This is a genomic window from Tepidimonas alkaliphilus (assembly GCF_007556595.1).
Taxonomy (GTDB): domain Bacteria; phylum Pseudomonadota; class Gammaproteobacteria; order Burkholderiales; family Burkholderiaceae_C; genus Tepidimonas; species Tepidimonas alkaliphila.
This window is the reverse complement of record NZ_VJNB01000009.1, coordinates 88,212-112,786: the sequence shown is the minus strand read 5'-3', so window position 1 is coordinate 112,786 and position 24,575 is coordinate 88,212. Positions and strand designations below refer to the sequence as shown.

The window sequence follows — 24,575 nt, the reverse complement described above, 5'->3', positions numbered from 1 at the left end:
GGCAGGATGCCCTCCACCTCGCTGTGCACGCGCGCGATGATGTGCGCCGCCACCAGGCCATCGCCCACGCGCTCGCACGCATCGGCCCCGGCCCGCACCGCCGCGTTGACCGCGCCGGTCTCGCCGCGCACCATCACCGTCACATAACCGCCGCCCACGAACTGCCGCCCAATCAGCCGCACCTCCGCCGCCTTGGTCATCGCGTCGGCCGCCTCGATCGCCGGCACCAGTCCGCGCGTCTCGATCATGCCCAGGGCAATACCCGTCGTGTTCGCCATTGCTTTACTCCTCGTGGTCACATTTGCTTTCAAACACCTGAGCCGATCGGCTCACCCCTTGCTCGCCCCGGACCCTACGCCCGTGGCTCGATGCTCCGTTGTCGCCGCCGGGACGTCTTCGTCCCAGTGGTCGATGATTCCGCAGATCGTCAAATCGGTCATGCAGGTCTTGTCCGGCATGGCCAGGCGCGCCGCGCTGCCAGTGGTGGCAAACACCCAGCGCCCCACCGGCGCCCCGACCGGGTCGGTGGCCACCGAAACCACCCCTTGGGCGCTGCGCACCACGCGCAGCGAAGCGCTGCCCAACCCCGGCACGCGACGCGTGCAAACCAGCTCGCCGACCACCCGCACGATGTCCATCGCCGCTCACCCTTCCGGATTCCAGTGGTCGATGATGCCGACGATGGTCAGGTCGGACGGAAAGTCCTTCGACCCGGCGGCCTCACGCGCCGCGGATGAGCCCACGCAGATGACCCAGTCGCCCGGCACGCAGCCGACCGCATCGACCGCAACGCTGCGCGAGCCGCCGACCTTTTCTTGCACCACCAACAGCGGCCGATGCCCAAATGCTTCGATGCGGTTGGTGGACACCAGGGTTTTTTCGACGCGCATGATCTTCATGGTTCGGTTCCCTAGGATGCATGCCCGTTTAATGCCCCACATCCGCCAGCGGCTCTTCGATCAGGGCGACCGTCTCGCGCCCGTAGCGATCGCTGACCGCGACACGACCGTGCAACAAGCCGCGCTCGTCCCACTGGCGGTAGCGCGCCCGAATCGCCGCCAGCACACGCTGGCCGCGCGCCACCGCGCGCTCGCGCGCGCCCGGCACGCGCGACGAATAGGTAAAGTGCACCAGCACCGGCAGCGCCAGCCCGCGCCGCAGATTGAGCCCGGTAAAAATCTTGACGCCCACATCCAGATCGGCGCTGCCCTCCTCCACCGTGTCGAGATGGGCGTGGTAATACTGGTTGCGCAACTGCAGCGGCGGCAGGGCGTCACCGACGCAAACAAAGTGCTCATCGTGCCCGATGACGGCATAGCGGCCGTTGTGATGCTCGATGACATATTCGATTTGCGACAGGTTGGCCTCCAGCCACAGGGCCGCCAGTCGAGCCAAACCGTCGTCGCCCGGCGCGCGCGACAGCACGCCACCTAGCTCGCGCACATGGGCCGCCACGGCCTCATGCAGGCGGCGTCGCGCCGCGGCCGCATCCAGCCCAAGCGTTTCGCGGTAGAGCGTGGCCGCGTCGAGGAAACGGTCGGCATGCAGCTGACCGCGGGCATCCGGCAGGTGGATGCGGATGGCGTCCAAGTCGGTGTCCACCCCGATCAGCATCACCAGAGGCGCCGCTCCCGCCCCAAAGGTGTTGTCGATGGCCGCGCGCAGCCCGTGCAAGCGCTCCATGGCAGCGGCCACCGCACGCGCATCGTGGCTGCCGTGCGCGGCGCAACCCTCGTGCTCGGGGTGCGACGAGCTAAAGTGATAGATCGCGACTTTGAGGTAGTCGAGCCGCTCGCCGCCATCGATCAAGCCGGTGAGGCGCTCCAGCTCGCGCTGCGTCCAATCTTGCGCGTCGAGCTCGATGTCAAACAGCGCGCCAGCATAGGCTTTGACCACCACGTGGTCGCTGGGGGCGGTGCGCAGCACGAACGGCAGCACGCCCTGCAAGCGACCGTCGGCGCAGGGGCTCACATCCAACGTATGAACGCCGCAAGCGCGCAGCGTCTCGGCCTGCACCGGCAGGCGATCGCGCCACGCCGCGCCGTCCTGCGGCGCCAAGGTCACGCAGCGGCGGATCGTTTCGAACATCGCGTGGGCGTGCAGCGCGGCCATGTCCACACCCGCCACCCAAGCGCTGTCCAGTGCCGCCAGGGGCCACTCAAAATCCAACCGCTGCCGCGCCAGCGCCTGCGCGCGCTCCACAAAATCACGTTCGTGTTGCCAGGCGGACAGCGTGCGCAGCACGTCCTCAATCGACTCAAAACGTCCCCTGACCGTCTGCTCGTAACTGTGCAGCGCGGCGTTGAGTGCCACATCGGTCAGCGCATGCCGACAGCTACGCCCCGCCCCCGGTGCGCAAGCCGGATTCGGCAGCGGCTGGGACGCCGCGGGCTCCGCGCGCACGCCAGCCATTTGCAGGCCGTGGCGCGGCAGCGTGGCGCGAGCGGCGCGCTGCAGGGCGAGCTGACGTTTGCGCGTGTCCATGGTGGCGATCTCTTGCAATCAGGGGCGGTTTCGCGCCGTCCTCATCAAGCCTTGGCCTCTCAACCTCGGGCGCCGCCGGAAACGGTCACCACCGCGCCGCGCGGGGTGTTGCCGCTGCTGCCGGTGATCGGGCTCAGCGGCACCTCCTCGCGCTCGATCGCGCGCAGGTGGCGTGCTTGCGCCCCCATGGGCCGCGGCAGCCCGCGCTGCGTGGGGTTGCGCACCGTGGCCGAAGCGCCTTCGGTGCCCGTGACCCGCCGCTCGCTTCCCCACGCATCGCCGGTGATGCGCACCGAACGCGGGGCCGAGCCTTCGCCCGTCACGCGCTGCGCCGCCGCGCTGGCGCTTGCGCCGGCCATGGCCCCGAGCCAAGGCGCAGACGAGGTCGAGCCGTGGCGAAACTCCGGCGTGCCGGTGATGAGACCTTGGGCTTTCATACCCGGCCCGGTCACGCGCAGCGCGCTTTCATCGCTGCCGCCGCTGCCCGTGATGCGCTGGCGCCGCTCCCATGCCTGCCGCGCTGGCGGTTGCACGCTGAAGTCGCGCGGCGGCGGCGGCGCGTCGATGGCGGCCAACTCGGGGTAGCGGGTCAGCCACCGCCCGCTCAGGGTGCAGCCGCCGCTTAGATTGTCCGGCCCGAGGTAAGGCGTGCCGGTGACCGGCTCGCAGGCGCCGCGCTCGTCACCGGTGATGCGGCCACCGCCCGCCCCCGGGCTGTCACCGCTGACGGTGGCCAAGGCAAAACCCGCTGGCATGCGTTGCGCTTCCTCCGCGTGCGTTTGCGCCACGGGTTCAGCCGCGCCATCGGTTACCGCAGGACGCACCGGCGGGTCGGCACGCCGGGTGGCGGTGCCGGCCCGCACGCCCGCCGCGCCGCCCGCCGACAGCGCATACTGGGTGCCCGAGATGAGTCGCTGCGCGCCGGCTTCGTTGCCGGTCACTTTGGGGCTGCGCCCCACTGGAGTGCCGGTGATCTCGTTGTCGCCACGCGACGACATCACGCTGACTTTGTGCGGCGCGCGCGGCGCGATCTGTTCGCACAGCGACACGTCTTCCGCCGCCAGGTAGCGCGTGCCGGTGATGCCGCGGCAAGCGCCGGTTTCGTTGCCGGTCACCTTGGGGTTGAGCCCAGGGTGGGCGCCGGTCACCGTGCGCCCGCGCTCGGTGTGCGTGATGTTGACCTTCGCCGGAGCCGGCTGCGGCTTGCTGGCGCACCACGCTTCAAACTGCTCTTGGCCGATGTATTCGGTGCCGGTCACGTGGCGGCAGGTACCTGCCTCCATGCCGGTGACCTTTTGGCTGCGCTCGACCTGCGTGCCGGTGACTTTTTGCCCAGACAAGGTGTGCCCCTCTTCGGTGTGGGCGGCTTCGCGCAGCGCAGCCGCGTGGGGGCGCACGCGCCCGGTCGGGCGGGTGCTGCTGGCGGGCTGCGTCGAGGCGGCCAGGCCAGCCCGCCCCGTCAGAGCCAGCAGGGTGCGCCGCTGCATCGCCAACTGGCGCCCCGTGGCGCCTTTTTGCAGCGCTTCGCGCCAATTCCGGTCGGGCATCGTGGTGGCCAGACGGGTGGCCTGCGCCACGCGGGTCAGGCCCGCTTTGCCTTCGCGCGCCAGCGCCGCGCGGCGCGCTTGCGCCAGCGCCCGACCCGTCGGCACTGCCACGCGCGGCATGTCGTCCCCATGCTGAGCGGGACGCGCTTGCAGCGAGGATTCGCCCTGGGCAGCCGCCAGCATTCGCGCCACGCCGTCCGCGCTGTCAGCCGAGGCGCGCGTGCAACCATTTTGCCCGCCGCAGCCACAGCCGCAGCCGCCCGAGCCTTGCGACTGCGGCGAGGTGGCGGCGCGCGCCATCGCACTGCGCAAGGTCGCCAACGCCGCGCGTCCCTGCTGCGCCAGCGCCTGGCGTCGTTGCCGTGCCAGCTCCCGCCCCGAAAGGGCAGCCTTGACCACCGTCCCGTCCATGAGGGGACTCCTCTTGAAGAACAAACTGTCCGGTTTGAAAACGGCGGCGCAACGTGGAGGCCAACCTCAGGCGCCGCCGCGGCTCATCAACGATAGACGACGAACGTCAGCCCCTGGCTTTGCGCGTAGTTGTCGTAGGCGACGAAGCGCACCATGTGGTTCGGAAACTCGCGGTGGCAAGCTTCGATCTCGGCCAGCACCGCATCGACCGACTGCTCGCCAAACATCGGCAGTTTCCACATGTACCAGTAGCTTTCTTTGGCAGGGGTGCCGCGCTCGGTGTGCTCCACCGCCGGGTTCCAGCCTTGCGCCAGCGCGTAGGCGATCTGGCGACGCACCTGCTCCGGCGTCATCTGCGGCAGATACGAGAAGGTTTCGTGCTTGAGCGACTGTTTGTAGGCTTGCATGATGGGTCTCCTGAAACGAGGTCGGTTCGGTGGGCGGCGATCACTTGTGCTGCACGTCGAGCTTGTCCACGACGTCGAATTCGAACTTGATCTCCTTCCAGGTCTCCATCGCGATCTTGAGCTCCGGCGAATGCTGCGCCGCGGCGGTCAAAATTTCTTTGCCCTCTTTTTCGAGCTGGCGGCCTTCGTTGCGCGCTTGCACGCAGGCTTCCAGCGCCACTCGGTTGGCGTGCGCGCCAGCGGCGTTGCCCCACGGATGGCCCAGCGTGCCGCCGCCGAACTGGAACACGGCGTCGTCGCCAAAAATGGTCAGCAGCGCCGGCATGTGCCAGACGTGAATGCCGCCGGAAGCCACCGCAAACGCCCCTGGCATCGAGCCCCAGTCCTGGTCGAAGAAGATGCCGCGGCTGCGATCCTCCGGCACAAACGACTCGCGCAGCAGATCCACCCAGCCCAGCGTCGCCTGGCGGTCGCCCTCCAGCTTGCCGACCACGGTGCCGGTGTGCAGGTGGTCGCCGCCCATCAGGCGCAACACCTTGGTCAGCACGCGGAAGTGGATGCCGTGGTAGGGGTTGCGGTCGATCACGGCGTGCATCGCACGGTGCACGTGCAGCAACACGCCGTTTTCGCGGCACCAGTTGGCCAGACCCGTGTGGGCGCAGAAGCCGCCGGTGAGATAGTCGTGCATGATGATCGGCGCGCCGATCTCTTTGGCGTATTCCGCGCGCTTGAACATCTCATCCGGCGTCGGGGCGGTCACGTTGAGGTAGTGGCCCTTGCGCTCGCCGGTTTCGCGCTCGGCCTTCTGCACCGCTTCCATGACGAAGTCAAAACGCTGCTTCCAGCGCATGAACGGCTGGCTGTTGACGTTTTCGTCGTCCTTGGTGAAATCCAGGCCGCCGCGCAGCGCCTCATACACCGCGCGCCCGTAGTTTTTGGCCGACAGGCCGAGTTTGGGCTTGATCGTGCAGCCCAGCAGCGGACGGCCGTATTTGTTCAGCAAGTCGCGCTCGACCTGAATGCCGTGCGGCGGGCCGCCGCAGGTCTTGACGTAAGCGATCGGGAAGCGCACGTCTTCCAGACGCAGCGAGCGCACCGCCTTAAAGCCAAACACGTTGCCCACCAGCGAGGTGAACACGTTGACCACCGAGCCTTCCTCGAACAGGTCAATCGGGTAGGCGATGAAGGCGTAAAACGCGGTGTCGTCGCCCGGCACGTCCTCGATGCGGTAAGCACGGCCTTTGTAGTAATCCAGATCGGTCAGCAAGTCCGTCCACACCGTGGTCCAGGTGCCGGTGGACGATTCAGCAGCCACCGCGGCGGCAGCCTCCTCGCGATCCACGCCCGGCTGGGGCACGATTTTGAACACCGCCAGCAGGTCGGTGTCCAGCGGGGTGTAGTCGGGCATCCAATACGTCTGGCGGTATTCCTTGACGCCGGCGTTGTAGGTCTTGACGGCCATGCTCACTCCTCGGGAATCTCGTGGGCGGTTGCTTGAACACCCGTTGTTGCGGGGCTGACATGGATCGTAGGCTTACGATGGCTTCGTGAAAAGTAAAATCTTCTAACGCCTTTCTTTTACTAAAATAAAACAATGAACCCGCGCCACCTGACGCTGCATCAACTGCGCATCTTCCACGCCGTGGCGCGCCACGGCAGCTTCGCGCGCGCGGCCGAGGCGCTGCACCTGGCCCCGCCGACGCTGTCGCTGCAGGTCAAGCAGTTGGCCGACACGGTGGGCCAGCCGCTGGTGGAGCAAATCGGGCGACGCATCTACCTCACCGCCGCAGGCCACGCGCTGGCGGAAGCCGCCGCCGACGTGGAAGAGCGGCTGCGCCGGCTGGCCGAAGACCTTGCGGCGCTGCAGGGCATCGAAAAGGGCAGCGTGCGGCTGGCGATTCTGACCACCGTCAAATATGTCGTGCCCAAGCTGCTGGGCAGCTTTGCCGCCGCGCACCCTGGCATCGAGGTGGCCATGGTGGTGGGCAACCGCGATACCCTACTGCAGCGGCTGGCCACCAACCAAGACGATCTCTACATCCTCGGCCAGCCGCCTCAGGATTGGGACGTGGTGTGCGAGCCGTTTGCCGACAACCCGCTGGTGCTGGTGGCCCCGCCGGGGCACCCGCTGGCGCACGAGCGCGCCATCGACCCGCGCCGGCTCGGCGGCGAGCCGTTCATCCTACGTGAGCCGGGCAGCGGCACGCGCGCCACGATGCAGCGCTTCTTCGACGCGCTGGGGGTGCCGCTGCGCGCGCGGCTGGAGGTCGGCAGCAACGAGGCGATCAAGCAGACCGTGGCCGGCGGGCTGGGGCTGGCGGTGCTGTCGGCGCACACGGTGGGCGCGGAGCTGGCGCTGGGCGAGCTGGTGCAGCTGGACGTGCAGGGCTTTCCCCTGCTGCGCCAGTGGCACGTGGTGTACCCGCGCGGCAAGCGGCTGTCCCCTGCAGCGGCGGCGTTCAAGGACTGGCTGTATGCCCACCGGGATCAGGCCCTGACAGGGGGGCGTCCGCTGCGGGGAGCCAGCGCTCGGCGCGCACGCGGTCGATCCGGCGGCCCTGCATCGACAGCACCGTAAGCCGCCAGCCGGCCACCTCCACCTCATCACCGGGCTTGAGCAGGCTGCCGGCGACCGTCTGCATCAACCCCGCTAGGGTCACGTAAAGGTCGCGCCCTTCGTGGGGTAGCGCGCCGATCTCCAACCGGGTCTTGAATTCGTGCGCCGGCATGCTGCCGTCCAGCAGCCACGAGCCATCCGGCTGGGGCGTCGCCCACGCATCGTGCGGCTCGTCGCTGGAGAGCTCGCCGGTGATGGCCTCCAGCAGATCCAGCGGCGTCAGCAGTCCTTGCACCTCGCCGTATTCGTCCACCACCAGCACCATGCGCATCACCCGCGCGCGAAACTGCTCCAGCAAGTCCAGCCCGCTAAGGGTTTCAGGCACGAACACCGCCGGCTGGGCGTCGCGCGCCCAGTCTTGCTCGCGCCCGCCAGCTTCGTCCAGCGCGATCAGGTGCGACAGGTGGATGACGCCCAGCACGTCGTCCAGCCCGCCGCGGCACACCGGGTACCACGAGTGGCCGCCGTGGCGCGCATGCGCCAGCGCCTGCGCCAGCGGCAGGCCGGCGTCGAGCCAGTCGATCTCGGCGCGCGGCACCATCAGGCTGCCGAGCTGGCGCTCGTCCAGCGCCAGCACGTTGCGCACCATGCGATGTTCGTCGCGCTCGATGACGCCGCTGCGCACGCCGTGCGCCAGCTGCGCCTGAATCTCATCCACCGTCACGTCGTGCCGCGGCAGCGGCGGAATGCCCAGCAGCCGCAGGATCGCGTTGGTGGAAGCCGCCAGCAGCGCCACCGCCGGCTTGGCCACCGTGGCCAGCGCCAGCAGCGGCTGCGCCATCCAGCGCGCGATCGCCTCGGGCGCGCTTTGGCCGATGCGCTTGGCCACCAGCTCGCCGATCACGATGGTGACGTAAGTGACGCCGGCCACCACCAGCGTGGTGGCCAGCGCCTGCGCCACGCCGTGCGGCAGCCCAAGCGCTCGCAAACCATCGGCCAAATCCGCGCCAAACGCCCCCTCGCCGACGATGCCGTTGAGCAGCGCCACCGTGGTGTTGCCCATCTGGATCGTGGAGAAGAACAGCGTCGGGTTGTCCTGCAGCCACAGCGCCGCGCGCGCGCCGCGGTCACCGCCGCCGGCCAGCGCCTCCAGCCGCACGCGGCGGCTGGACACCACCGCGATCTCCGTCATCGAAAACAGGCCGCTGAGCAGCGTCAGCAGCAAGATGATCAGCACGTCCATAATCGCAGGTGATGGCACTGTACCTGATCGGCGACGTGCAGGGATGCGACGAGGCGCTGCAGCGCCTGCTGGCCGAGGTGGGCTACTCGCCCAGCCGCGACCGCTTCATCGTGCTGGGCGACTTGGTCAACCGCGGGCCGCACTCGCTGGCCGTGCTGCGTCGCTTGATGCGGCTGGACGGCGCCGCCGAGACGCTGCTGGGCAACCACGACCTGCACCTGCTGGCGGTGGCCGCTGGAGCACGCCCTGCCCACCGCAGCGACACGCTGGAAGCGATCCTGTCCGCCCCCGACCGCGGCGCACTGCTGGACTGGCTGGCGCGCCGCCCGCTGGCGCTGCGCGAGCGCGGCTGGCTGCTGGTGCACGCCGGCGTGCTGCCGGCGTGGGACGCAGCGCAGACGCTGGCGCTGGCCGCGGAAGTGGAGGCGGTGCTGCGCAGCCCGGCGCGCGACGCCTGGCTGCACCGCATGTACGGCAACGAGCCGGCGGCTTGGGACGACCGGCTACAGGGCGAGGCGCGGCTGCGCGTGATCGTCAACGCGCTGACGCGGCTGCGCTACTGCACGCCCGACGGCGTGATGGAGTTCGACACCAAGGACGGCCGCGACGGCGCCCCGCCCGGCCATGTGCCGTGGTTCGACGCGCCGGCCCGGCGCAGCGCCGGCGTGCCGATCGCGTTCGGCCACTGGTCCACGCTCGGGCCGCTGCAGCGCGCCGACCTGCTGGCGCTGGACAGCGGTTGCGTCTGGGGCGGCCAGCTTAGCGCCGCGCGCTTGCCCGACGGGATGGAGGCGCTCGACGCGCGCGCGGTGGAGGTCATTCGAATTCCCTGCGCCCAAGCGCAAAAACCCGGACGGGCTTAAGCCCCTTGCTGCGGCGCGCGCAGCAACGCCGGCACCTTGCGTTTAGGCCGGATGTAGGCCGACAACCCTTTGGGAGGGGCGCTGCGGGCTTGCCGCTCCCATTCCGGCAGCACATCGGGCGGCAGCGACGGCTCATACGGCTGATCGACCAGGGGATCGGTCGATTGGAGCTGGGCAGCGGCCGCCTGACCTTGAACCGACGCGGCGGGCGGCGACGAGCGGGCCGTCTCCCGGCTGCGTTTTGCGCGCTCTGGACGCGCCTCGGCCAGCGGCGCCGGCTCCAGCTCCACCTTGCGGCCGATCAGCTTTTCCACGGCGGCCAGCAAGCGCCCATCTTGCTCCGTCACCAAGGTGAAGGCCCGTCCGCTGGCGCCGGCGCGACCGGTGCGCCCAATGCGGTGCACGTAATCTTCGGCGTTGAACGGCACATCGACGTTGAACACCGCTGGCACATCCTTGATATCAAGCCCGCGCGCGGCCACGTCGGTGCAAACCAGCAACTGCACCTGCCCCTGCTTGAACGCCTCCAGCGCCTTGAGACGCTCCTCCTGGCTCTTGTCGCCGTGCAGCGCGGCCACCGCCAGGCCGTCGCGCTCCAGCGCCCGCGCCAGACGTGCGCAGCCCAGCTTGCTGTTGACGAACACAAAGGCCTGCTGGATGCCGTGTTCGCGCAGCAGGGCCTTTAGCGCGGCCCGCTTGTTCTCTTCTTCGACGCGGAAAAAGCGCTGCTCCACCGTCGAGGCGGTGGTGTTGGGGCGCGCCACCTCGATGACCACCGGATCGCGCAAGTAGCTGGCCGCCAGCCGCTTGATCTCCGGCGAGAAGGTGGCGGAAAACAACAAGGTCGTGCGCTGCCGCGGCAGGTAGGCCAGGATGCGCTGCAAGTCCGGCAAGAAGCCGATGTCGAGCATGCGGTCGGCCTCATCCAGCACCACATACTCCACGTGGTTCAGCAGCACCGAGCGCGCCTCGATATGATCGAGCAAGCGGCCCGGCGTGGCCACCAGGATCTCCACCCCCTGGCGCAACGCCTCGATCTGCGGCTTGATGTCCACGCCGCCAAACACCACCGCGCAGCGCAACGGGGTGTAGGCGGCGTAGCGGCGGATCTGCTGCGCGACTTGGTCGGCCAGCTCGCGCGTGGGCAGCAGCACCAGGGCGCGCACCGGGTGACGCGCCGGCGAGGCCGATGTGTTGGCGTGCGGCAGCAGGCGTTGCAACAGCGGCAGCGAAAACGCCGCCGTTTTGCCGGTGCCGGTCTGCGCGGCCCCCATCACATCCCGGCCTTGCAGCACCACCGGGATGGCCTGCGCCTGAATCGGCGTCATGGCGGTGTAGCCGATTTCGGCGATGGCGCGCATCAGCGGCTCCGCCAGCCCGAGGCTGGCAAACGCCGACGCCTGGCAAGCGGTTTCGGTGTCCACACTCATAAACAGAATTGTCGCACTGCAGCAGCGAGCGCACGAAAAAATAACGGCTGCCCCGCAGGACAGCCGCGCGGTCAGGGCCGCGTCTTGCGACAGATCGGCGCCCTGTCAAGCGTAAGCGGGCGCCGGATCGCTCGTCGGACGCCCCTGAAAGTCGGTCCAGCAGCGGCGCGTGAAGTCATACAACTTGCAGCGGCGCGCTGTATCAAAATACCAACGCCAGCTGAAGCGCTGGATGATGATGCGACCGGGCAGCATCTCCTCCAGCTTTTTTTGCGCCTCTTTCAGCTTGTAAAGCGGCACGCTCATGTCCACGTGGTGGGCGGTGTGCTCCATGATGTGGTGCATCAGCGCGCCGATCTTCAGCGGAAACTCCAAGTGCACCGTGGTGGAGACAAACGGCGCGGCTTTCGCCCAGGCAATCTTATCGGCATGCCACTGCACCGCCGGGTGGGTGTGGTGCACATAGACCACAAACCCGATCATGGCGTTCCAGAACAAAAAGGGCACGACGAAACCCGTTAGCACCTGCAGCGCCACCGACTGGCCCGTCCACAGCGCGGCGGCCACCATGGCCCCAATCCATGCCAACCCCACCGCCAACACGAACACGCCATCCCAGATGAACTCCGGCCGGCGCGCGCCCATGTAGGCTTTGCGCGGGAAAAACATGCGCAGCCACCACATCTCGATCAGGTAATAAAGGCCTGGCGCCCAGCCGCTGCGGTAGAGCCGCTCCAGCCACTGGCGCCAGCGGGGCAACGCGTCGAATTCTTCCTTGGTCAGCGGCGCCCAGACAAAATCAACCCCCTTCAGGTTGGTGTAGCCGTGGTGCACCACGTTGTGCCCCACTTCCCACAGGCTGTAGGGGGTCAGCGATGGGATCATCGCGATGCGGCCCAACAGTTTGTTGAGGCGGCGGTGCGGGGTGTAGCTTTGATGGCACGCGTCGTGCCCGATGATGAACAGTCGCCCGATCATGAAGCCAGCGGCCAAGCCGCACAGCAACTTGGCCCACCAAGCTTCAAACGCCACCGTACCGGCCATCAGCGCGGCAAAAATCGCCCAGTCCAACGCCAACAAGGCCACAGCCCCAGCGGTGCGGCGCTCGGCCAACGGCGAGATCCAACCTCGGATGACTTTGCGGTGCGGCAAAGGCGCCCCGGGGGGAATCGGCTGCATGGTCTGCGCAGCGGCGACAACGTCATCGTGGGCCATAAACAACCAACCGGAGGAAAACAACAAACAACGCGGAGAACGGGTGAGAGGGCTTGTGCCCGGCGGGTTGAAGATCCCGCAGGAGGCCGAGTCGCGCACGCGACCCGCGTAAGTATGCCCTAGAGTGTCCACGCGGCATTGACCAAGCTCAACCGTGCAGCTTGCTCGCTACAGCATCAGGGCTCGACTAGCCCGCGAGCAATGCTTGCTTCTATAATTGTGGGTTTTGCTGGCAACATCCTCCCAACCGTTGATCTTTGAGGTCATCCATGGCTACCAAGTCCAACAAATCGCCGCGCCTGAAGTCGGGACGCAAGCGCGCCCGCCAAAACATTAAGCTCAACGCCCACAACAGCTCGCTGCGCTCCAAATACCGCACCGCGATCAAGAAGGTCGAAAAGGCCATCGCCGCCGGCGACAAAGCCCAAGCCAGCGCACTGTTCACGCAGATGCAGTCCATCGTGGACTCGATCGCCGACAAGGGCATCTTCCACAAGAACAAAGCTGCGCGCGACAAAAGCCGGCTGTCGGCCAAGATCAAGGCCATGGCCGCTGCGCCCGCTGCAGCCTAAAAAACGCTTCCTTGCGCGATCCGCCCGGATCGGCGCGACCGCGCGCCGTCCGCTTTGGAACGGGTGCGCTGCCAGCAATCGTTCTGATCCGCTCGCGCACGGATCGCAACGCCTCCGCCAGGAGGCGTTTTTTGTGCCTTGTCTAGCCGGTTGGCGGACTCAGCCCGGCGGCCAAGCCTCGACGCCGAGCTCTCACGGTCGGCTTGAACGAAAAGGCGCCAACGCAAGCTCAGCCAGCATTGGGCGGTTCAGGCACTGGGCAGGCTTCGGTGATGACCAAATCATTGTCACGCGCGAAGCCCATCACAAAGTCCCACGCCCGCTCATCAAAGTCGCGCAGCGCACGATCCACCACCACGCATTTGATTCCAGCCACCACCGTCGGCTGCACCCAGGGGGAGTAGCGCAAGTGCGTGTCGGGGCCGCTGGCAGCCTGCGGATGGAAGGGGCTGAGCACGCCGGCCAAGCGCTCGGCCCAATCGCTGGGGCGGAAGATGCGCCCGCTGCGGGTGACCCCTTGGATAAAAACATGTTGGGCGGGGGGCGCATCCATTTCGCGCAGTATTCTATCTTATAGAAGACTGGGATCGTAACCGGAACAAGACCGCGGGCGGCAAGCCTCGAGAAAACAGAGCTCGCGGGTCGATAGAATGAGGTGGCTACCGGCGCCCGCGCACGCTCGAAGAATTCGCCATGAACACCGACGCCCTGATCCCCGAGCCCCATGTGATGTCCACTTACAGCCGCGTGCCGATCCGGCTGACGTACGGCCGCGGCTGCCGCGTCTGGGACGACCAGGGGCGCGAATATCTGGACGCGCTGGCCGGCATCGCCGTCAACACGCTGGGCCACGCGCACCCACGGCTGGTGCGCGCGCTGCAGGACCAGGTGGCGCAGCTGATCCATGTCAGCAATTACTACCACCACCCGTGGACCGAGCCGCTGGCGGCCGCGCTGTGCGAGCGCTCGGGGCTTGCCAAGGTGTTCTTCTGCTCCAGCGGGCTGGAGGCCAATGAGGCGGCGCTGAAGCTGGCGCGCAAGTTCGGCCACGCCAAGGGCATCGCGCGACCCGAGGTCGTCGTCTATGAACGGGCCTTTCACGGCCGCTCGATCGCCACGCTGTCGGCCACCGGCAACCCCAAAGTGCAAGCGGGCTTCGAGCCGCTGGTGGAAGGCTTCATCCGCGTGCCGATCAACGACCTGGAGGCGCTCAGGCGCGCCACCGACGGCAACCCCAACGTCGTGGCGGTGTTCTTCGAGGCCATCCAGGGCGAAGGCGGCGTGCACCCGCTGGAACCCGACTACATCGCCGGCGTGCGCGCGCTGTGCGACGAGCGCGACTGGCTGCTGATGATCGACGAGGTGCAGTGCGGCATGGGCCGCACCGGCAAGTGGTTCGCGCACCAGTGGGCCGGCATCCGGCCCGACGTGATGCCGCTGGCCAAGGGGCTGGGCTCGGGCGTGCCGATCGGCGCGGTGGTGGCCGGCCCGAAGGCCGCCGAACTGTTCCAGCCCGGCCACCACGGCACCACCTTTGGTGGCAACCCGCTGGCCACGCGCGCCGGGCTGGAGACCATCCGCATCATGGAGGACGAGGGCCTGCTGGCCAACGCCGCCACGCAGGGGCAGCATCTGCTGACGCAGCTGTGGGCCGAGCTGAGGAACGTCCCCGGCGTGCGCGAGGTACGCGGCAAGGGGCTGATGATCGGCGTGGAGCTCGACCGCCCGTGCGGCGAACTGGTGCTGCGCTGCGCCAAGGCCGGGCTGCTGATCTCGGTGACGTCCGAGCGCGTGGTGCGCCTGCTGCCGCCGCTGATCCTCAGCCGCGCCGAGGCCGACGAGATTGTGGCCAAGCTGGTGCCCCAGGTGCGCGCCTTCCTCGACGAGACATCCGCATGAACACCCCGACGACGCTGCGCCACTACCTGCAGTTCAAGGACTTCACGGCCGACGAGTACGCCTACCTGTTCGAGCGCGCGGCCCTCATCAAGCACAAGTTCAAGACCTACGAGCGCTACCAGCCGCTGGTGGACCGCACGCTGGCGATGATCTTCGAGAAGGCCAGCACGCGCACGCGCGTCAGCTTCGAGGCCGGCATGTACCAGATGGGCGGCTCGGTGGTGCACCTGACCACCGGCGACAGCCAGCTCGGCCGCAGCGAGCCGATCGAGGACACCGCGCGCGTCATCAGCCGCATGGTCGATCTGGTGATGATCCGCACCTTCGAGCAGAGCAAGATCGAGCGCTTCGCCGCGCACTCGCGCGTGCCGGTCATCAACGGCCTGACCAACGAGTTCCACCCGTGCCAGATCCTGGCGGATCTGTTCACCTGGCTGGAGCACCGTGGTCGCCGCGCCGACGGCACGCTGGATCCGGGCGCGCTGCGCGGCATCACGGTGGCCTGGGTCGGCGACGGCAACAACATGGCCCACACGTGGCTGCAGGCGGCGCAGATCCTGGGTTTTCGGGTGCACATCAGCACGCCGCGCGGCTACGAGGTGAACCCGGCCGTAGCCGGCGTGCCGCGCGGCGACTTCTGGCAGGTGTTCGACGACCCGATGGAAGCCTGCCGCGGCGCCGACCTCGTCACCACCGACGTGTGGACCAGCATGGGCTTCGAGGCCGAGAACGAAGCGCGCCAGAAGGCGTTTGCCGCCTGGCGCGTCACGCCGGCGATGATGGCGCAGGCCAAGCCGGAGGCGCTGTTCATGCACTGCCTGCCCGCCCACCGCGGCGAGGAAGTGGACGCCGAGGTCATCGACGGCCCGCAATCCGTCGTCTGGGACGAGGCGGAAAACCGCATGCATGTGCAAAAGGCGTTGATGGAATACCTGCTGCTGGGCAAGCTGTGAGTCATGCGGTTTTCGGGGAAGGATGAGCGAGTGCCTGCGCTGCGGCGCGTGCTGCGCTTGGTTTCGTGTCGATTTTTCGGTTTATGAAACGCAAGGCTGCGGCGGCCACGTGCCGGACAGCCTGACGGTGGAGGTGGCCGGCGCCACCATGCGCATGCGCGGCACCGACCACTGGCCGCCGCGCTGCGTGGCGCTGACCGGCACGGTGGGCCAGCAGGTGGCCTGCGGCATCTACGAATGGCGCCCGTCGCCGTGCCGCGAGTTCGCCGAAGGCAGCGACGCCTGCGCGCGCGCCCGCGCGCGGCACGGCTTGCCGCCGCTCGGCGAGGCGGCGCCGGCCGCCTGAGAGGCGGACGGGCGGCCATCGCGCGTCAGTCGCCGTCCAGCGCCCGGCGCAGCCGCTTGGCCAGCGTGCGCAGCACCTCCACGCGCGCCCAGCGCTTGTCGTCGCTGGCCACGATGTGCCACGGAGCGAGCTGTGTGGACGTGCGGTCCACCATCTGCTCCACCGCGCGCTCATACAGCGGCCACTTCTCGCGGTTGCGCCAGTCCTCCGGCGTGATCTTGTGCTGCTTGTAGGGCGTGGTCTCGCGCTCGCGGAAGCGGCGCAGCTGCTCCTCCGGCGTGATGGCCAGCCAGAACTTGACGATGATGACGTCGGCCTCGGCCAGCTCCTCCTCGTAGGCGTTGATCTCGCCGTAGGCGCGCATCCAGTCGGCCTCGCTGCAGAAACCCTCCACCCGCTCCACCAGCACGCGTCCATACCACGAGCGGTCGAAGATCACCGCGCGCCCGTGCGGCGGAATGTAGCGCCAAAACCGCCAAAGGTAGGGATGGGCGCGCTCGTTCTCGCTCGGCGCCGCCACCGGCACCACGCGGTAGAAGCGCGCGTCCCACGCCGCCGTCAGGCGCCGGATCGTGCTGCCCTTGCCGGCGGCGTCCATGCCTTCGAACACCACCACCAGCGCGCGCTGGCGCATCCTCGGGTGGCGGCTGAGCTCGTTGAGTTCGCCTTGCCAGCGCGCCAGCTGCCGCTCGTAGCGCTCGCCGTCCAGCCGGCGCGTGTAGTCGAGCGCCTGCAGCAGCGTCGAGGGCCGCGCCGGCGGCTCCAGCACCGCCGGCGGCACCGGCACCGTCACCGTGCCGGGGCTGGCGTGGTGGCGCAGCACCGCCAGCAGGTGCTGGCCGGCGGTCAGTTCCCGGTAGGCATCATCGCTGCCGTCGATCACGATCCACGGCGCTTCGCCCAAACTGGTGCGGCGCAGCGCTTCGTCGGCGGCTGCGATGAAGGCGTCATACCGCTTGAGATGCGCTTTCTCGCGAGGGCCGACCCGCCAGGCGGTGCGCGGGTCGGACGCCAGCGCCTTGAAGCGCGCGCGCATCGCCTTCTTCGACAGGTGAAACCAAAATTTGACCAACACCACCCCTTCGGCCACCAGCATGCGCTCGAAGCGGCGGATGCGCTCCAGCCGCAGCGCGAAGCGGTCGCGGTCGTCGCGTCCGTGGATGCGGCAATGAATCGGATCGGTGTACCACGAGCCAAACAAAATACCGATGTGGCCTTTGGGCGGCAGCACCTGCCAAAAACGCCACATTTCCGGCCAGCGACGCTCCTCCTCGGTCATGGGGTCGAACGCCTCAGTGCGGATGTGGCGCGGGTCCATCCAGGCGTTGAGCGTGTTGACCGTCTCGCTGCGGCCGGCACTCTCTACACCGTTGATCAGGATACAGACCGCGCGGTCGGCGCGCTGCAGCAGCTCGTATTGCGCCTGCAGCAAAGCCGCCCGCAAGGCGGGAACTTGGGCCTTGTAGGTGGCGCGATCGACGCGGTGGCCGATGGCGGCGGACTCAAACATCGGGGCTCCTCCTCTGCCGTGGTGAGCGGTGCTGGCACTTTGGTCTGACCAACAGCGCAAGGCTGGTTGTCTCTGACAAGCTTACAAGCTTATAATAGGAGGCTTTACGAGCAAGGACGTGAGCTTCTTTCAGTCCGCTGATTTTGGAAACCCCAGGCCCATGACCACCATTCGCGTCAAAGAAAACGAACCGTTTGACGTCGCGCTGCGGCGATTCAAGCGCACGATCGAAAAACTCGGTCTGCTCAACGAGCTGCGCGCGCGCGAGTTTTACGAAAAGCCGACCGCCGAGCGCAAGCGCAAGCGCGCGGCGGCCATCAAGCGGCACCTCAAGCGCGTGCGCTCGATGCAGTTGCCCCCGCGCTTGTATTGAACTGTTGATCTCGCCTGCGAGTCGGCGAGCGGTTGACGCAAGCGCCGGCCCGGCTAAGTTGGGTTCGTTGGCGGGTAGCGCTTCCTTCTTGCGCCCCGCCATCTGAAGCAGGCAAGTTGTCCCACAAAACCAGCTGGTGCTCCAGCCGCAAGCGCGCAAAATCCTAGAACCTCGGATGGCGACCCTCAAAGAACGCATCCAAGACGACATGAAGGCGGCGATGCGCGCCAAAGATAGCGCGCGCTTGGGCGCCATCCGCCTGCTGCTGGCGGCGATCAAGCAAAAGGAAGTCGATGATCGCGTGGCGCTGGACGACGCCGGCGTCATCGCGGTGGTGGATCGGTTGCTGAAGCAGCGCCGGGATTCGATCGCCGCATTCGAACAAGCGGGGCGCGATGATCTGGCCGCCAAAGAACGCGCCGAAGCCGAGGTGCTGCAAACCTACCTGCCGCAGCGCCTGGACGCGGCGGCGATCGCCGCTGCGGTGCAGGCGCTGGTGCAGCGCGTTGCCTCGGAGCTAGGACGCGCGCCAACCGCCGCCGACATGGGCAAGGTGATGGCCGCGGCCAAGGCGGAACTCGCCGGCAAGGCCGACATGGCGCAAGTCTCCGCTGCTGTCAAGGCCGCGCTGGCTGGCTGATCCTCCTTCCACGCTGTGCATGACCCTCGAGGAGCGCGCCAGCGCCGCGATCGCCCCGGTCGGCGTGTTCGATTCCGGCATTGGCGGTCTGTCGGTGCTGCGCGCGGTGCACGGCTTGCTGCCCGCTGAGCGGCTGCTTTACCTGGCCGACTCGGCGCACGCGCCGTATGGCGATAAACCCATCGCTTTTGTGCAGGTGCGCGCCGAGCATGCGCTTGAGCGCCTGCGCGCGCACGGCTGCAAGGCCGCGGTGGTGGCCTGCAACACCGTCACCGGGCTGTCGATCGAGGCGCTGCGCGCACGCCACCCCGGCTGGCCGATCGTGGCCATCGAGCCGGCCGTCAAGCCCGCCGCGCAGCGCACGCGCCGTGGCGTCGTCGGCGTGCTGGCCACCCGCAACACCGTGGCCAGCCCCGGCCTGGCGCGCCTGATCGAGCGCCACGCCGCCGGCGTGCGCGTGCTGGCGCGCGCCTGCCCGGGTTGGGTGGAGCGGGTCGAGCGCGGCGAGCTCGACGGCCCCGCCACCGAGGCCGCGGTGGCCGAGCACGTGCACCCGCTGGTGCAGGCCGGCGCCGACGTGCTGGTGCTCGGCTGCACGCACTACCCGTTCCTGCGCCCGGTGATCGAGCGCGTGGCCGGCCCCGGCGTGGAGGTGCTGGATCCCGCCCCCGCGGTGGCGCGCGAGCTGCAGCGTCGGCTGCAGGCGCTGAACCTGCTTGCGCCCCCCGGGCCAGCGGCTTCCGACCTTGCGCTGCTGACCAGCGGCGACCCCGCAGCCGTCGGCGCGGTCGCGCTGCGGTTGCTGGGCGACGCGCTGCGCGTACAAGCGCAGCCGCTGGACTGAGCCGCGCCGAGGCCTCAGCTGCCCGCCACCTTCATGCGTTCGATCAGCACCGAGCCGACGTTCTTGGCGCCGAGGTTGTAGACGTCGGCGCCAATGGCCACGATCCCCTTGAACATCTCGGCCAGGTTGCCGGCGATCGTGATCTCCTGCACCGGGTAGGCGATGACGCCGTCCTCGACCCAGAAGCCGGCCGCGCCGCGCGAGTAGTCGCCGGTGACGAGGTTGACGCCCTGCCCCATCAGCTCGGTGACGAACAGGCCCCGCCCCAGCTTGCGCAACATCGCCGGCAGGTCGTCCTGCGGCTGCGTCAGGCGGCTGGTCATCAGCAGGTTGTGCGAGCCGCCGGCGTGCCCGGTGGTGCGCAGGCCGAGCTTGCGCGCCGAATAGGTGCTAAGGAAATACCCCTTGACGCAGCCACCCGAGACCACCGGTCGCGCCACCGTGCGCACGCCCTCGTCATCGAACGGCGCGCTGCCCTTGGCGCCGAGGATGTGCGGATCCTCGAAGATGTCCACGTGCGCCGGAAACACCTGCCGCCCCAGGCTGTCGAGCAGGAAGCTGGTGCGCCGATACAGCGCCCCGCCGCTGACGGCCTGCACGAAGGCGCCCAGCAGCCCGGCCGCCAGCGGCGCCTCGAACAGCACCGGGCACTCGGTGGTGGCGATCTTGCGCGGCTTCAGGCGCGCCAGCGCGCGCTCGGCGGCGTAGCGGCCCACCGCCTCGGGGCTGGCCAGCTCCGCAGGGTTGCGCTGCGAGCTGAACCAGTGGTCGCGCTGCATGCCGTCGCCCTTGCCGGCGATCGGCGCCACCGACAGGCTGTGGCGCGAGCTGGCGTAGCCGCCGTAAAAGATCCCCTGACGGCGCCGCTCGCCGCCGCGCATGTGCTCGGCCCAGAAGTGCGACTGCTGCGCCGACACCGCCGCGCCCTCGCTGTTGGTGATGCGGGGGCTGACCGCGAACGCCGCCGCCTCGCAGCGCAGCGCGATCTCGGCGGCCTGCTCGGCGTCGATCGGCCAAGGATGGAACAGGTCGAGGTCGGGGTAGTCGTGGGCGACGTCGGTCTCCTCCGGCAGCCCGGCAGCCGGATCCTCGGCGGTGTAGCGCGCAAGGTCCCAGGCGGCGCGCACGGTCTGGCGCACCGCCTGCGGCGAGAAGTCCGACGTCGAAGCGTGGCCGCGCCGCTGCCCCGCATACACCGTGATCAGCAACGCCTTGTCACGGTTGCGCTCGACGTTTTCCAGCGCGCCGCGGCGCACCGACACGCTCAGACCGCAGCCTTCCGACACCTCGACGGCGGCGTCGGCCACGCCGAGCGCACGCGCGTGCTTCAGCGCCAGATCGGCCAGCTCCTCCAGCTGCGCGGTCGAATATTGAAAGCCCTGCCGCCCTGCGTCACCGGCGGCACGGCGCGACGTGGTTCGATGGGTTGCACTCATGCTGAAAGCTATGATAGCGGCCATGGCACGCAAGCCGCCCAAGGGGTATTTTGTGCGCGGGCAATTCGTCGCTTACGGCAGCGCCGAAGACGCCCACTGGCGTCGCGCCGCCAAAGGCGACGTGGACATCAGCAAAACCGATCGCAAAAAACAAAGCGCCTACGTGCAGCAGCTCGGGCAGCGGCTGCTGGAGCTGCCCGCGGCTGTGCTGCGCACCTTGGCGCTGCAAGAGGCGTTGCTGCAAGCGCTGGAGGAAGCGCGGCGCCTGGGCGATTTCGAGGCCCGGCGGCGTCAGCTGCAATACGTGGGCCGGCTGATGCGCAGCTTGGATGATGCCCAGATCGCCGCCATTGAAGCGGCGCTGGCGCAACCGCATGCCCCGCGCGCCGAAGACGCGGCCCGGCAGCGGCTGGCGCAGAGCTGGTGCACGCGCCTGCTGGACGACGACGATGCCCTGCTGGCTTGGCGCGACCTAGAGCCGCAGGCCGATTGGCAGCGCTTGCGAACACTGATTCGCCAAGCCCGCAAAGACGCCGCGGCCAGCGCCGCAAGCGAGCCCACGGGGGCCGCGACCTCACGCGCGCGCCGCGAGCTCTTGCGTCACTTGCAACAGGTGCTGCAACAGCGGGCTGCCGACGCAGCCGCACCCTTCCCGATAACGTGAATCCCTCCACGGAGGCGATGAGCATGAACTCCGCGTGCGATCCTGTCACCATCGGCATTGTCTCCATCAGCGACCGCGCGAGCCAAGGCGTTTACGAGGACAAGGGGTTGCCGGCGCTGCGCGACTGGCTCGCGCGGGCGCTCAGGAACCCCATCACCTTCGTCGAGCGCTTGATCCCGGACGAGCGCGAGGTGATCAGCGCCACGCTGATCGAGCTGGCCGACCGGGCCGGCTGCAGCCTGATCCTGACCACCGGCGGCACCGGCCCGGCGCCGCGCGACGTCACGCCGGAGGCGACGCTGGCGGTGGCCGACCGCGAGCTGCCGGGCTTTGGCGAGCAAATGCGCCAAATCAGCCTGCGCTTCGTGCCCACCGCCATCTTGTCGCGCCAGGTCGGCGTCATCCGAGGCCGCAGCCTGATCCTGAACCTGCCCGGGCAGCCCAAGTCGATCGCCGAGACGCTGGAGGGCCTCAAAGACGCCGAGGGTCGTGTGCTGGTGCACGGCATTTTTGCTGCGGTGCCGTATTGCATCGACCTGATCGGCGGCCCCTATCTCGAAACCGATGAGGCCGTCTGCGCCGCGTTTCGTCCCAAGTCGGCGCAGCGTCCCAAGCCTACTTGCCCACCAGCTGGCTGAGCCGCTGCGCCTCGAAATGCTCGGTGCGCGCCGCATCGGGCGGTAGACATGGCGCATCTTGCGCAGAGGCCAGTTTTTCGATGGCTTGCCACAGCAGCGCGATCTGATGCTCGTGGCTGGCGGCGTTGTCGATCAGGCCGCGCAGCGCCTGGCTGAGGGGATCGTCATTTTGCGTCACGCCATAGGCCGAAAAGCCCATGCGCGCGGCGGCCTCCTCGCGGCGGGCGTCAGCGTCGGCGACGATGATGCGCGCCGGGTTGCCGACCGCGGTGGCCCCAGCCGGCACCGGCTTGGTGACGACGGCGTTGCTGCCGACCTTGGCGCCGTCGCCGACCTCGAAGCCGCCCAAGATCTTGGCCCCGGCGCCGACGATCACCCCTCGACCCAGGGTCGGGTGGCGCTTAGCGCCCTTGTAGAGCGAGGTGCCGCCCAGCGTGACGCCGTGGTAGATGGTGCAGTCGTCGCCAACCTCGGCGGTCTCGCCGATCACCACCCCCATGCCGTGGTCGATGAAGACGCGCCGACCGATGCGCGCGCCGGGGTGGATCTCGATGCCGGTCAGCCAGCGGTTCCAGTGCGACAGCCAGCGCGCCAGCCACTTCCAGCCGCGCCGCCACAGCGCGTGCGCCAGCCGGTGCAGCCAGATGGCGTGCAAGCCGGGGTAGCAGGTCAGCACCTCCCAGCGCGAGCGCGCCGCCGGATCGCGCTGCAAGATGGCATCGATGTCGTCGCGCAAATCGCGCAGCAAACCCCTGGGCATGACGCCGCAGTTTAGCGGCTGGCGCGGCGCGCCATCGCCAAGATGGCGCGCGCCACCCCGCGCAGGATGTGGACTTCGCTGGCGGTGGGGGCGGCGCGCTGCACCAGCAGGCGCAGCCGCGCCATCAGCTTTTTCGGGCTGGCCGGATCCAGGTAGCCCACCGCCAGCAACGCCTCGCGCCAGTGCTCCAGCAGGCCGCTGACGGCCGGCGCGTCCGCCGGCGGCTCGCGCGCCGGGCCGCGCGCCGCCCCCGCGGCTTCAGGCCCGAAGCCGCCCAGCGCCAGCCGCCACTCGTAGGCGATCAGCTGCACCGCCGCCGCCAGGTTCAGCGAGCCGTAGTCCGCCGCGGTGGGGATGCGCAGGCAAACGTGGCTGCGGTGCACGTCGGCGTTGGCCAGCCCGTAGCGCTCCGGCCCGAACACAAACGCCACCCCTTGTTCGCCCCCCGATCGCATGCGTGGCGCCAGCGCCGCCAGATACTCGCGCGGGGCGGCCACCGGCGGGCCAAAGTCGCGCGGCGTCATCGCCGTGGCGCAGACGTGGCTGATGCCCTCCAGCGCCTCGTCCAGCGTCGCCGCCACGCGCGCACGCGCGAGCCAGTCGGCTGCCCCGCTGGCGCGCTCCACCGCCTCGGGTCGCTGCAGCGCGTCCGGCCAGCGCGGGCGCACCAGCACCCAATCGTCAAAGCCCATGACCTTCAGCGCACGGGCCACCGCGCCGACGTTGCCGGCGTGGCTGGTCTCAACGAGCACGAAGCGGGTCCGCATGGGTCGACGCGTGGACGCGATAGAATCGAAGATTGTCCATCAAAAGGGTGGCGCTGCCGCCGCCCGCACGCGCCCGCCATCGCGCGGGGTTGATGCTCGTTCCTTGCCCACGCCCGATGACCGTCCACCTCCACCCCATGCTCAACGTGGCCGTCAAGGCCGCCCGCGCCGCCGGCGCGATCATCAACCGCGCCTCGCTGGACGTGGAGACGCTGCGCGTCGGCACCAAGCAGGCCAACGACTTCGTCACCGAGGTGGACCACGCCGCCGAGGCGGCCATCATCGACACGCTGCTCACCGCCTACCCGGACCACGGCATCTGGGCCGAGGAATCGGGCCGCCGCGACGGCAAGGGCCGCGGCAAGGGCCACGTCTGGATCATCGACCCGCTGGACGGCACCACCAACTTCATCCACGGCTTTCCCGTCTATTGCGTCAGCATCGCGCTGATGGTGGACGGGCGGCTCGAGCAGGCGGTCATCTACGACCCGACGCGCAACGACCTGTTCACCGCTAGCCGCGGCCGCGGCGCCTACCTCAACGAGCGCCGCATCCGCGTGGCCAGGCGCACGCGGCTGAGCGACTGCCTGCTCAGCACCGGCTTTCCGTTCCGCCCCGGCGACGCCTACGACACTTACCTGAAGCTGTTCGCCGACATGCTGCCGCGCGTGGCCGGCGTGCGCCGCCCCGGCTCGGCGGCGCTCGATCTGGCCTACGTCGCCGCGGGCTTTGCCGACGGCTTCTTCGAGATGGGCCTGTCGCCGTGGGACGTGGCCGCCGGCGCGCTGCTGGTGATGGAAGCCGGCGGGCTGGTCGGCAACTTCAGCGGCGAGGCCGACTTCCTCGAGACGCGCGAGTGCCTGGCGGCCAACCCGCGCATCTACGGTCAGCTGGTCGGCGTGCTCGGCAAGTACAGCCGCTACGCCGCCCCGACCCCAACGGTGGCGCCCGCCCCCGCCCCGACCCCGGCGGCCCCCGCGCCGGCCGCCGACGGCGACGCGCCCTGGTGAGGCCGC

The 24,575-nt window shown here is 68.9% G+C and carries 27 protein-coding genes; 12 read left to right on the top strand and 15 right to left on the bottom strand.

The genetic code is table 11. From position 1 onward, the window contains the following. From csoS1 to Talka_RS09250, 7 genes are all read right to left on the bottom strand, one after another. Positions 1–278 (bottom strand): alpha-carboxysome major shell protein CsoS1 (gene csoS1, locus Talka_RS09280; RefSeq protein ID WP_143890934.1); only part of this gene is annotated, 278 nt, incomplete at its 3' end. 51 nt (positions 279–329) lie between these two features. After that, the gene (locus Talka_RS09275) at positions 330–638 is read right to left on the bottom strand and encodes a carboxysome peptide B (RefSeq protein WP_143890932.1); all 309 of its coding nucleotides are present in this window, start codon (positions 636–638) and stop codon (positions 330–332) included. A 6-nt stretch (positions 639–644) separates the two neighbouring features. Further along, complete coding sequence (gene csoS4 / locus Talka_RS09270) at positions 645–899, bottom strand: alpha-carboxysome shell vertex protein CsoS4 (RefSeq protein WP_143890930.1); 255 nt, start codon at positions 897–899, stop codon at positions 645–647. Positions 900–927: 28 nt separating this feature from the next. After that, entirely contained in the window at positions 928–2,484 is a 1,557-nt protein-coding gene (locus Talka_RS09265) for a carboxysome shell carbonic anhydrase (protein ID WP_143890928.1), read from the bottom strand. Between the two features lie 59 nt (positions 2,485–2,543). After that, positions 2,544–4,442 (bottom strand): alpha-carboxysome scaffolding protein CsoS2, encoded by a 1,899-nt coding sequence (locus tag Talka_RS09260; protein WP_143890926.1) that lies wholly within the window; start codon positions 4,440–4,442, stop codon positions 2,544–2,546. Positions 4,443–4,528: 86 nt separating this feature from the next. Further along, positions 4,529–4,849: a ribulose bisphosphate carboxylase small subunit gene (locus Talka_RS09255; protein ID WP_043701481.1), complete on the bottom strand. Its 321-nt coding sequence runs from the start codon at positions 4,847–4,849 to the stop codon at positions 4,529–4,531. Between the two features lie 40 nt (positions 4,850–4,889). Then, positions 4,890–6,311, bottom strand: coding sequence for a form I ribulose bisphosphate carboxylase large subunit (locus Talka_RS09250; RefSeq protein ID WP_143890924.1), 1,422 nt, complete (start codon positions 6,309–6,311; stop codon positions 4,890–4,892). A 132-nt stretch (positions 6,312–6,443) separates the two neighbouring features. On the opposite strand from Talka_RS09250, the gene Talka_RS09245 reads away from it, so the two are divergent. Beyond that, positions 6,444–7,427 (top strand): LysR family transcriptional regulator, encoded by a 984-nt coding sequence (locus tag Talka_RS09245; protein WP_143890922.1) that lies wholly within the window; start codon positions 6,444–6,446, stop codon positions 7,425–7,427. On the opposite strand, the gene Talka_RS09240 is transcribed toward Talka_RS09245, so the two are convergent. Further along, positions 7,309–8,649 carry a hemolysin family protein gene (locus tag Talka_RS09240; protein WP_143890920.1) on the bottom strand — a complete coding sequence of 447 codons (1,341 nt, stop codon included), beginning with the start codon at positions 8,647–8,649 and terminating at the stop codon, positions 7,309–7,311. The two genes, Talka_RS09245 and Talka_RS09240, sit on opposite strands and share 119 nt — an antisense overlap. An 11-nt stretch (positions 8,650–8,660) precedes the next feature. Between Talka_RS09240 and Talka_RS09235 the strand changes: the two genes are divergently transcribed. Next, positions 8,661–9,512: a symmetrical bis(5'-nucleosyl)-tetraphosphatase gene (locus tag Talka_RS09235; RefSeq protein WP_143890918.1), complete on the top strand. Its 852-nt coding sequence runs from the start codon at positions 8,661–8,663 to the stop codon at positions 9,510–9,512. On the opposite strand, the gene Talka_RS09230 is transcribed toward Talka_RS09235, so the two are convergent. Continuing rightward, a complete protein-coding gene (locus tag Talka_RS09230; RefSeq protein ID WP_143890916.1) occupies positions 9,509–10,942 on the bottom strand; it encodes a DEAD/DEAH box helicase in 1,434 nt (477 codons plus the stop codon). The genes Talka_RS09235 and Talka_RS09230 overlap by 4 nt on opposite strands. A 105-nt stretch (positions 10,943–11,047) precedes the next feature. Next, entirely contained in the window at positions 11,048–12,121 is a 1,074-nt protein-coding gene (locus Talka_RS09225) for a fatty acid desaturase (protein WP_246100643.1), read from the bottom strand. Positions 12,122–12,426: 305 nt separating this feature from the next. Between Talka_RS09225 and rpsT the strand changes: the two genes are divergently transcribed. Continuing rightward, a complete protein-coding gene (gene rpsT, locus Talka_RS09220; RefSeq protein WP_143890912.1) occupies positions 12,427–12,729 on the top strand; it encodes a 30S ribosomal protein S20 in 303 nt (100 codons plus the stop codon). 229 nt (positions 12,730–12,958) lie between these two features. Here the strand turns inward: rpsT and Talka_RS09215 are convergent, their stop codons facing one another. After that, positions 12,959–13,282, bottom strand: coding sequence for a DUF3579 domain-containing protein (locus Talka_RS09215; protein ID WP_143890910.1), 324 nt, complete (start codon positions 13,280–13,282; stop codon positions 12,959–12,961). 140 nt (positions 13,283–13,422) lie between these two features. Between Talka_RS09215 and Talka_RS09210 the strand changes: the two genes are divergently transcribed. The 3 genes from Talka_RS09210 to Talka_RS09200 are packed head-to-tail and all read left to right on the top strand — an operon-like array spanning position 13,423 to position 15,927. Next, a complete protein-coding gene (locus tag Talka_RS09210; protein WP_143890908.1) occupies positions 13,423–14,628 on the top strand; it encodes an aspartate aminotransferase family protein in 1,206 nt (401 codons plus the stop codon). Continuing rightward, entirely contained in the window at positions 14,625–15,581 is a 957-nt protein-coding gene (gene argF, locus Talka_RS09205; RefSeq protein WP_143890906.1) for an ornithine carbamoyltransferase, read from the top strand. The genes Talka_RS09210 and argF overlap by 4 nt, the downstream gene beginning before the upstream one ends. Before the next feature lie 22 nt (positions 15,582–15,603). Then, positions 15,604–15,927, top strand: a complete 324-nt coding sequence (locus tag Talka_RS09200; protein WP_143890904.1) for a YkgJ family cysteine cluster protein — start codon at positions 15,604–15,606, stop codon at positions 15,925–15,927. Between the two features lie 25 nt (positions 15,928–15,952). Here the strand turns inward: Talka_RS09200 and pap are convergent, their stop codons facing one another. Further along, positions 15,953–17,437 (bottom strand): polyphosphate:AMP phosphotransferase, encoded by a 1,485-nt coding sequence (pap, locus tag Talka_RS09195; RefSeq protein ID WP_143890902.1) that lies wholly within the window; start codon positions 17,435–17,437, stop codon positions 15,953–15,955. A gap of 160 nt (positions 17,438–17,597) precedes the next feature. Between pap and rpsU the strand changes: the two genes are divergently transcribed. The 3 genes from rpsU (at position 17,598) to murI (ending at position 19,294) form a co-directional block, all read left to right on the top strand. Then, positions 17,598–17,810, top strand: coding sequence for a 30S ribosomal protein S21 (gene rpsU / locus Talka_RS09190; RefSeq protein ID WP_143890900.1), 213 nt, complete (start codon positions 17,598–17,600; stop codon positions 17,808–17,810). A gap of 175 nt (positions 17,811–17,985) precedes the next feature. Further along, the gene (locus tag Talka_RS09185) at positions 17,986–18,450 is read left to right on the top strand and encodes a GatB/YqeY domain-containing protein (RefSeq protein ID WP_143890899.1); all 465 of its coding nucleotides are present in this window, start codon (positions 17,986–17,988) and stop codon (positions 18,448–18,450) included. A 19-nt stretch (positions 18,451–18,469) separates the two neighbouring features. Next, positions 18,470–19,294: a glutamate racemase gene (gene murI, locus Talka_RS09180; RefSeq protein ID WP_143890897.1), complete on the top strand. Its 825-nt coding sequence runs from the start codon at positions 18,470–18,472 to the stop codon at positions 19,292–19,294. Between the two features lie 14 nt (positions 19,295–19,308). On the opposite strand, the gene pmbA is transcribed toward murI, so the two are convergent. After that, a complete protein-coding gene (gene pmbA / locus Talka_RS09175; RefSeq protein WP_143890895.1) occupies positions 19,309–20,730 on the bottom strand; it encodes a metalloprotease PmbA in 1,422 nt (473 codons plus the stop codon). A 22-nt stretch (positions 20,731–20,752) separates the two neighbouring features. Between pmbA and yjgA the strand changes: the two genes are divergently transcribed. Together yjgA and mog are read left to right on the top strand one after the other, a co-directional pair. Next, positions 20,753–21,394: a ribosome biogenesis factor YjgA gene (gene yjgA / locus Talka_RS09170; protein WP_143890893.1), complete on the top strand. Its 642-nt coding sequence runs from the start codon at positions 20,753–20,755 to the stop codon at positions 21,392–21,394. A 23-nt stretch (positions 21,395–21,417) separates the two neighbouring features. Next, positions 21,418–22,032, top strand: a complete 615-nt coding sequence (mog, locus tag Talka_RS09165; RefSeq protein ID WP_143890891.1) for a molybdopterin adenylyltransferase — start codon at positions 21,418–21,420, stop codon at positions 22,030–22,032. Here the strand turns inward: mog and cysE are convergent. Next, complete coding sequence (gene cysE / locus Talka_RS09160) at positions 22,010–22,792, bottom strand: serine O-acetyltransferase (protein WP_425472661.1); 783 nt, start codon at positions 22,790–22,792, stop codon at positions 22,010–22,012. The genes mog and cysE overlap by 23 nt on opposite strands. Positions 22,793–22,803: 11 nt before the next feature. Further along, positions 22,804–23,559: an RNA methyltransferase gene (locus Talka_RS09155; protein ID WP_143890889.1), complete on the bottom strand. Its 756-nt coding sequence runs from the start codon at positions 23,557–23,559 to the stop codon at positions 22,804–22,806. Positions 23,560–23,675: 116 nt separating this feature from the next. On the opposite strand from Talka_RS09155, the gene Talka_RS09150 reads away from it, so the two are divergent. Next, positions 23,676–24,569, top strand: a complete 894-nt coding sequence (locus Talka_RS09150) for an inositol monophosphatase family protein (RefSeq protein ID WP_143890887.1) — start codon at positions 23,676–23,678, stop codon at positions 24,567–24,569. The last annotated feature ends 6 nt before the right edge of the window (positions 24,570–24,575 follow it).

Coding starts and splice junctions, on each gene's coding strand:
- Talka_RS09275 (WP_143890932.1), bottom strand. CDS start 638: ATGGACATCGTGCGGGTGGTCGGCGAGCTGGTTTGCACGCGTCGCGTG.
- csoS4 (WP_143890930.1), bottom strand. CDS start 899: ATGAAGATCATGCGCGTCGAAAAAACCCTGGTGTCCACCAACCGCATC.
- Talka_RS09265 (WP_143890928.1), bottom strand. CDS start 2,484: ATGGACACGCGCAAACGTCAGCTCGCCCTGCAGCGCGCCGCTCGCGCC.
- Talka_RS09260 (WP_143890926.1), bottom strand. CDS start 4,442: ATGGACGGGACGGTGGTCAAGGCTGCCCTTTCGGGGCGGGAGCTGGCA.
- Talka_RS09255 (WP_043701481.1), bottom strand. CDS start 4,849: ATGCAAGCCTACAAACAGTCGCTCAAGCACGAAACCTTCTCGTATCTG.
- Talka_RS09250 (WP_143890924.1), bottom strand. CDS start 6,311: ATGGCCGTCAAGACCTACAACGCCGGCGTCAAGGAATACCGCCAGACG.
- Talka_RS09245 (WP_143890922.1), top strand. CDS start 6,444: ATGAACCCGCGCCACCTGACGCTGCATCAACTGCGCATCTTCCACGCC.
- Talka_RS09240 (WP_143890920.1), bottom strand. CDS start 8,649: ATGGACGTGCTGATCATCTTGCTGCTGACGCTGCTCAGCGGCCTGTTT.
- Talka_RS09235 (WP_143890918.1), top strand. CDS start 8,661: ATGGCACTGTACCTGATCGGCGACGTGCAGGGATGCGACGAGGCGCTG.
- Talka_RS09230 (WP_143890916.1), bottom strand. CDS start 10,942: ATGAGTGTGGACACCGAAACCGCTTGCCAGGCGTCGGCGTTTGCCAGC.
- Talka_RS09225 (WP_246100643.1), bottom strand. CDS start 12,121: ATGCAGCCGATTCCCCCCGGGGCGCCTTTGCCGCACCGCAAAGTCATC.
- rpsT (WP_143890912.1), top strand. CDS start 12,427: ATGGCTACCAAGTCCAACAAATCGCCGCGCCTGAAGTCGGGACGCAAG.
- Talka_RS09215 (WP_143890910.1), bottom strand. CDS start 13,282: ATGGATGCGCCCCCCGCCCAACATGTTTTTATCCAAGGGGTCACCCGC.
- Talka_RS09210 (WP_143890908.1), top strand. CDS start 13,423: ATGAACACCGACGCCCTGATCCCCGAGCCCCATGTGATGTCCACTTAC.
- argF (WP_143890906.1), top strand. CDS start 14,625: ATGAACACCCCGACGACGCTGCGCCACTACCTGCAGTTCAAGGACTTC.
- Talka_RS09200 (WP_143890904.1), top strand. CDS start 15,604: ATGAGCGAGTGCCTGCGCTGCGGCGCGTGCTGCGCTTGGTTTCGTGTC.
- pap (WP_143890902.1), bottom strand. CDS start 17,437: ATGTTTGAGTCCGCCGCCATCGGCCACCGCGTCGATCGCGCCACCTAC.
- rpsU (WP_143890900.1), top strand. CDS start 17,598: ATGACCACCATTCGCGTCAAAGAAAACGAACCGTTTGACGTCGCGCTG.
- Talka_RS09185 (WP_143890899.1), top strand. CDS start 17,986: ATGGCGACCCTCAAAGAACGCATCCAAGACGACATGAAGGCGGCGATG.
- murI (WP_143890897.1), top strand. CDS start 18,470: ATGACCCTCGAGGAGCGCGCCAGCGCCGCGATCGCCCCGGTCGGCGTG.
- pmbA (WP_143890895.1), bottom strand. CDS start 20,730: ATGAGTGCAACCCATCGAACCACGTCGCGCCGTGCCGCCGGTGACGCA.
- yjgA (WP_143890893.1), top strand. CDS start 20,753: ATGGCACGCAAGCCGCCCAAGGGGTATTTTGTGCGCGGGCAATTCGTC.
- mog (WP_143890891.1), top strand. CDS start 21,418: ATGAACTCCGCGTGCGATCCTGTCACCATCGGCATTGTCTCCATCAGC.
- cysE (WP_425472661.1), bottom strand. CDS start 22,792: ATGCCCAGGGGTTTGCTGCGCGATTTGCGCGACGACATCGATGCCATC.
- Talka_RS09155 (WP_143890889.1), bottom strand. CDS start 23,559: ATGCGGACCCGCTTCGTGCTCGTTGAGACCAGCCACGCCGGCAACGTC.
- Talka_RS09150 (WP_143890887.1), top strand. CDS start 23,676: ATGACCGTCCACCTCCACCCCATGCTCAACGTGGCCGTCAAGGCCGCC.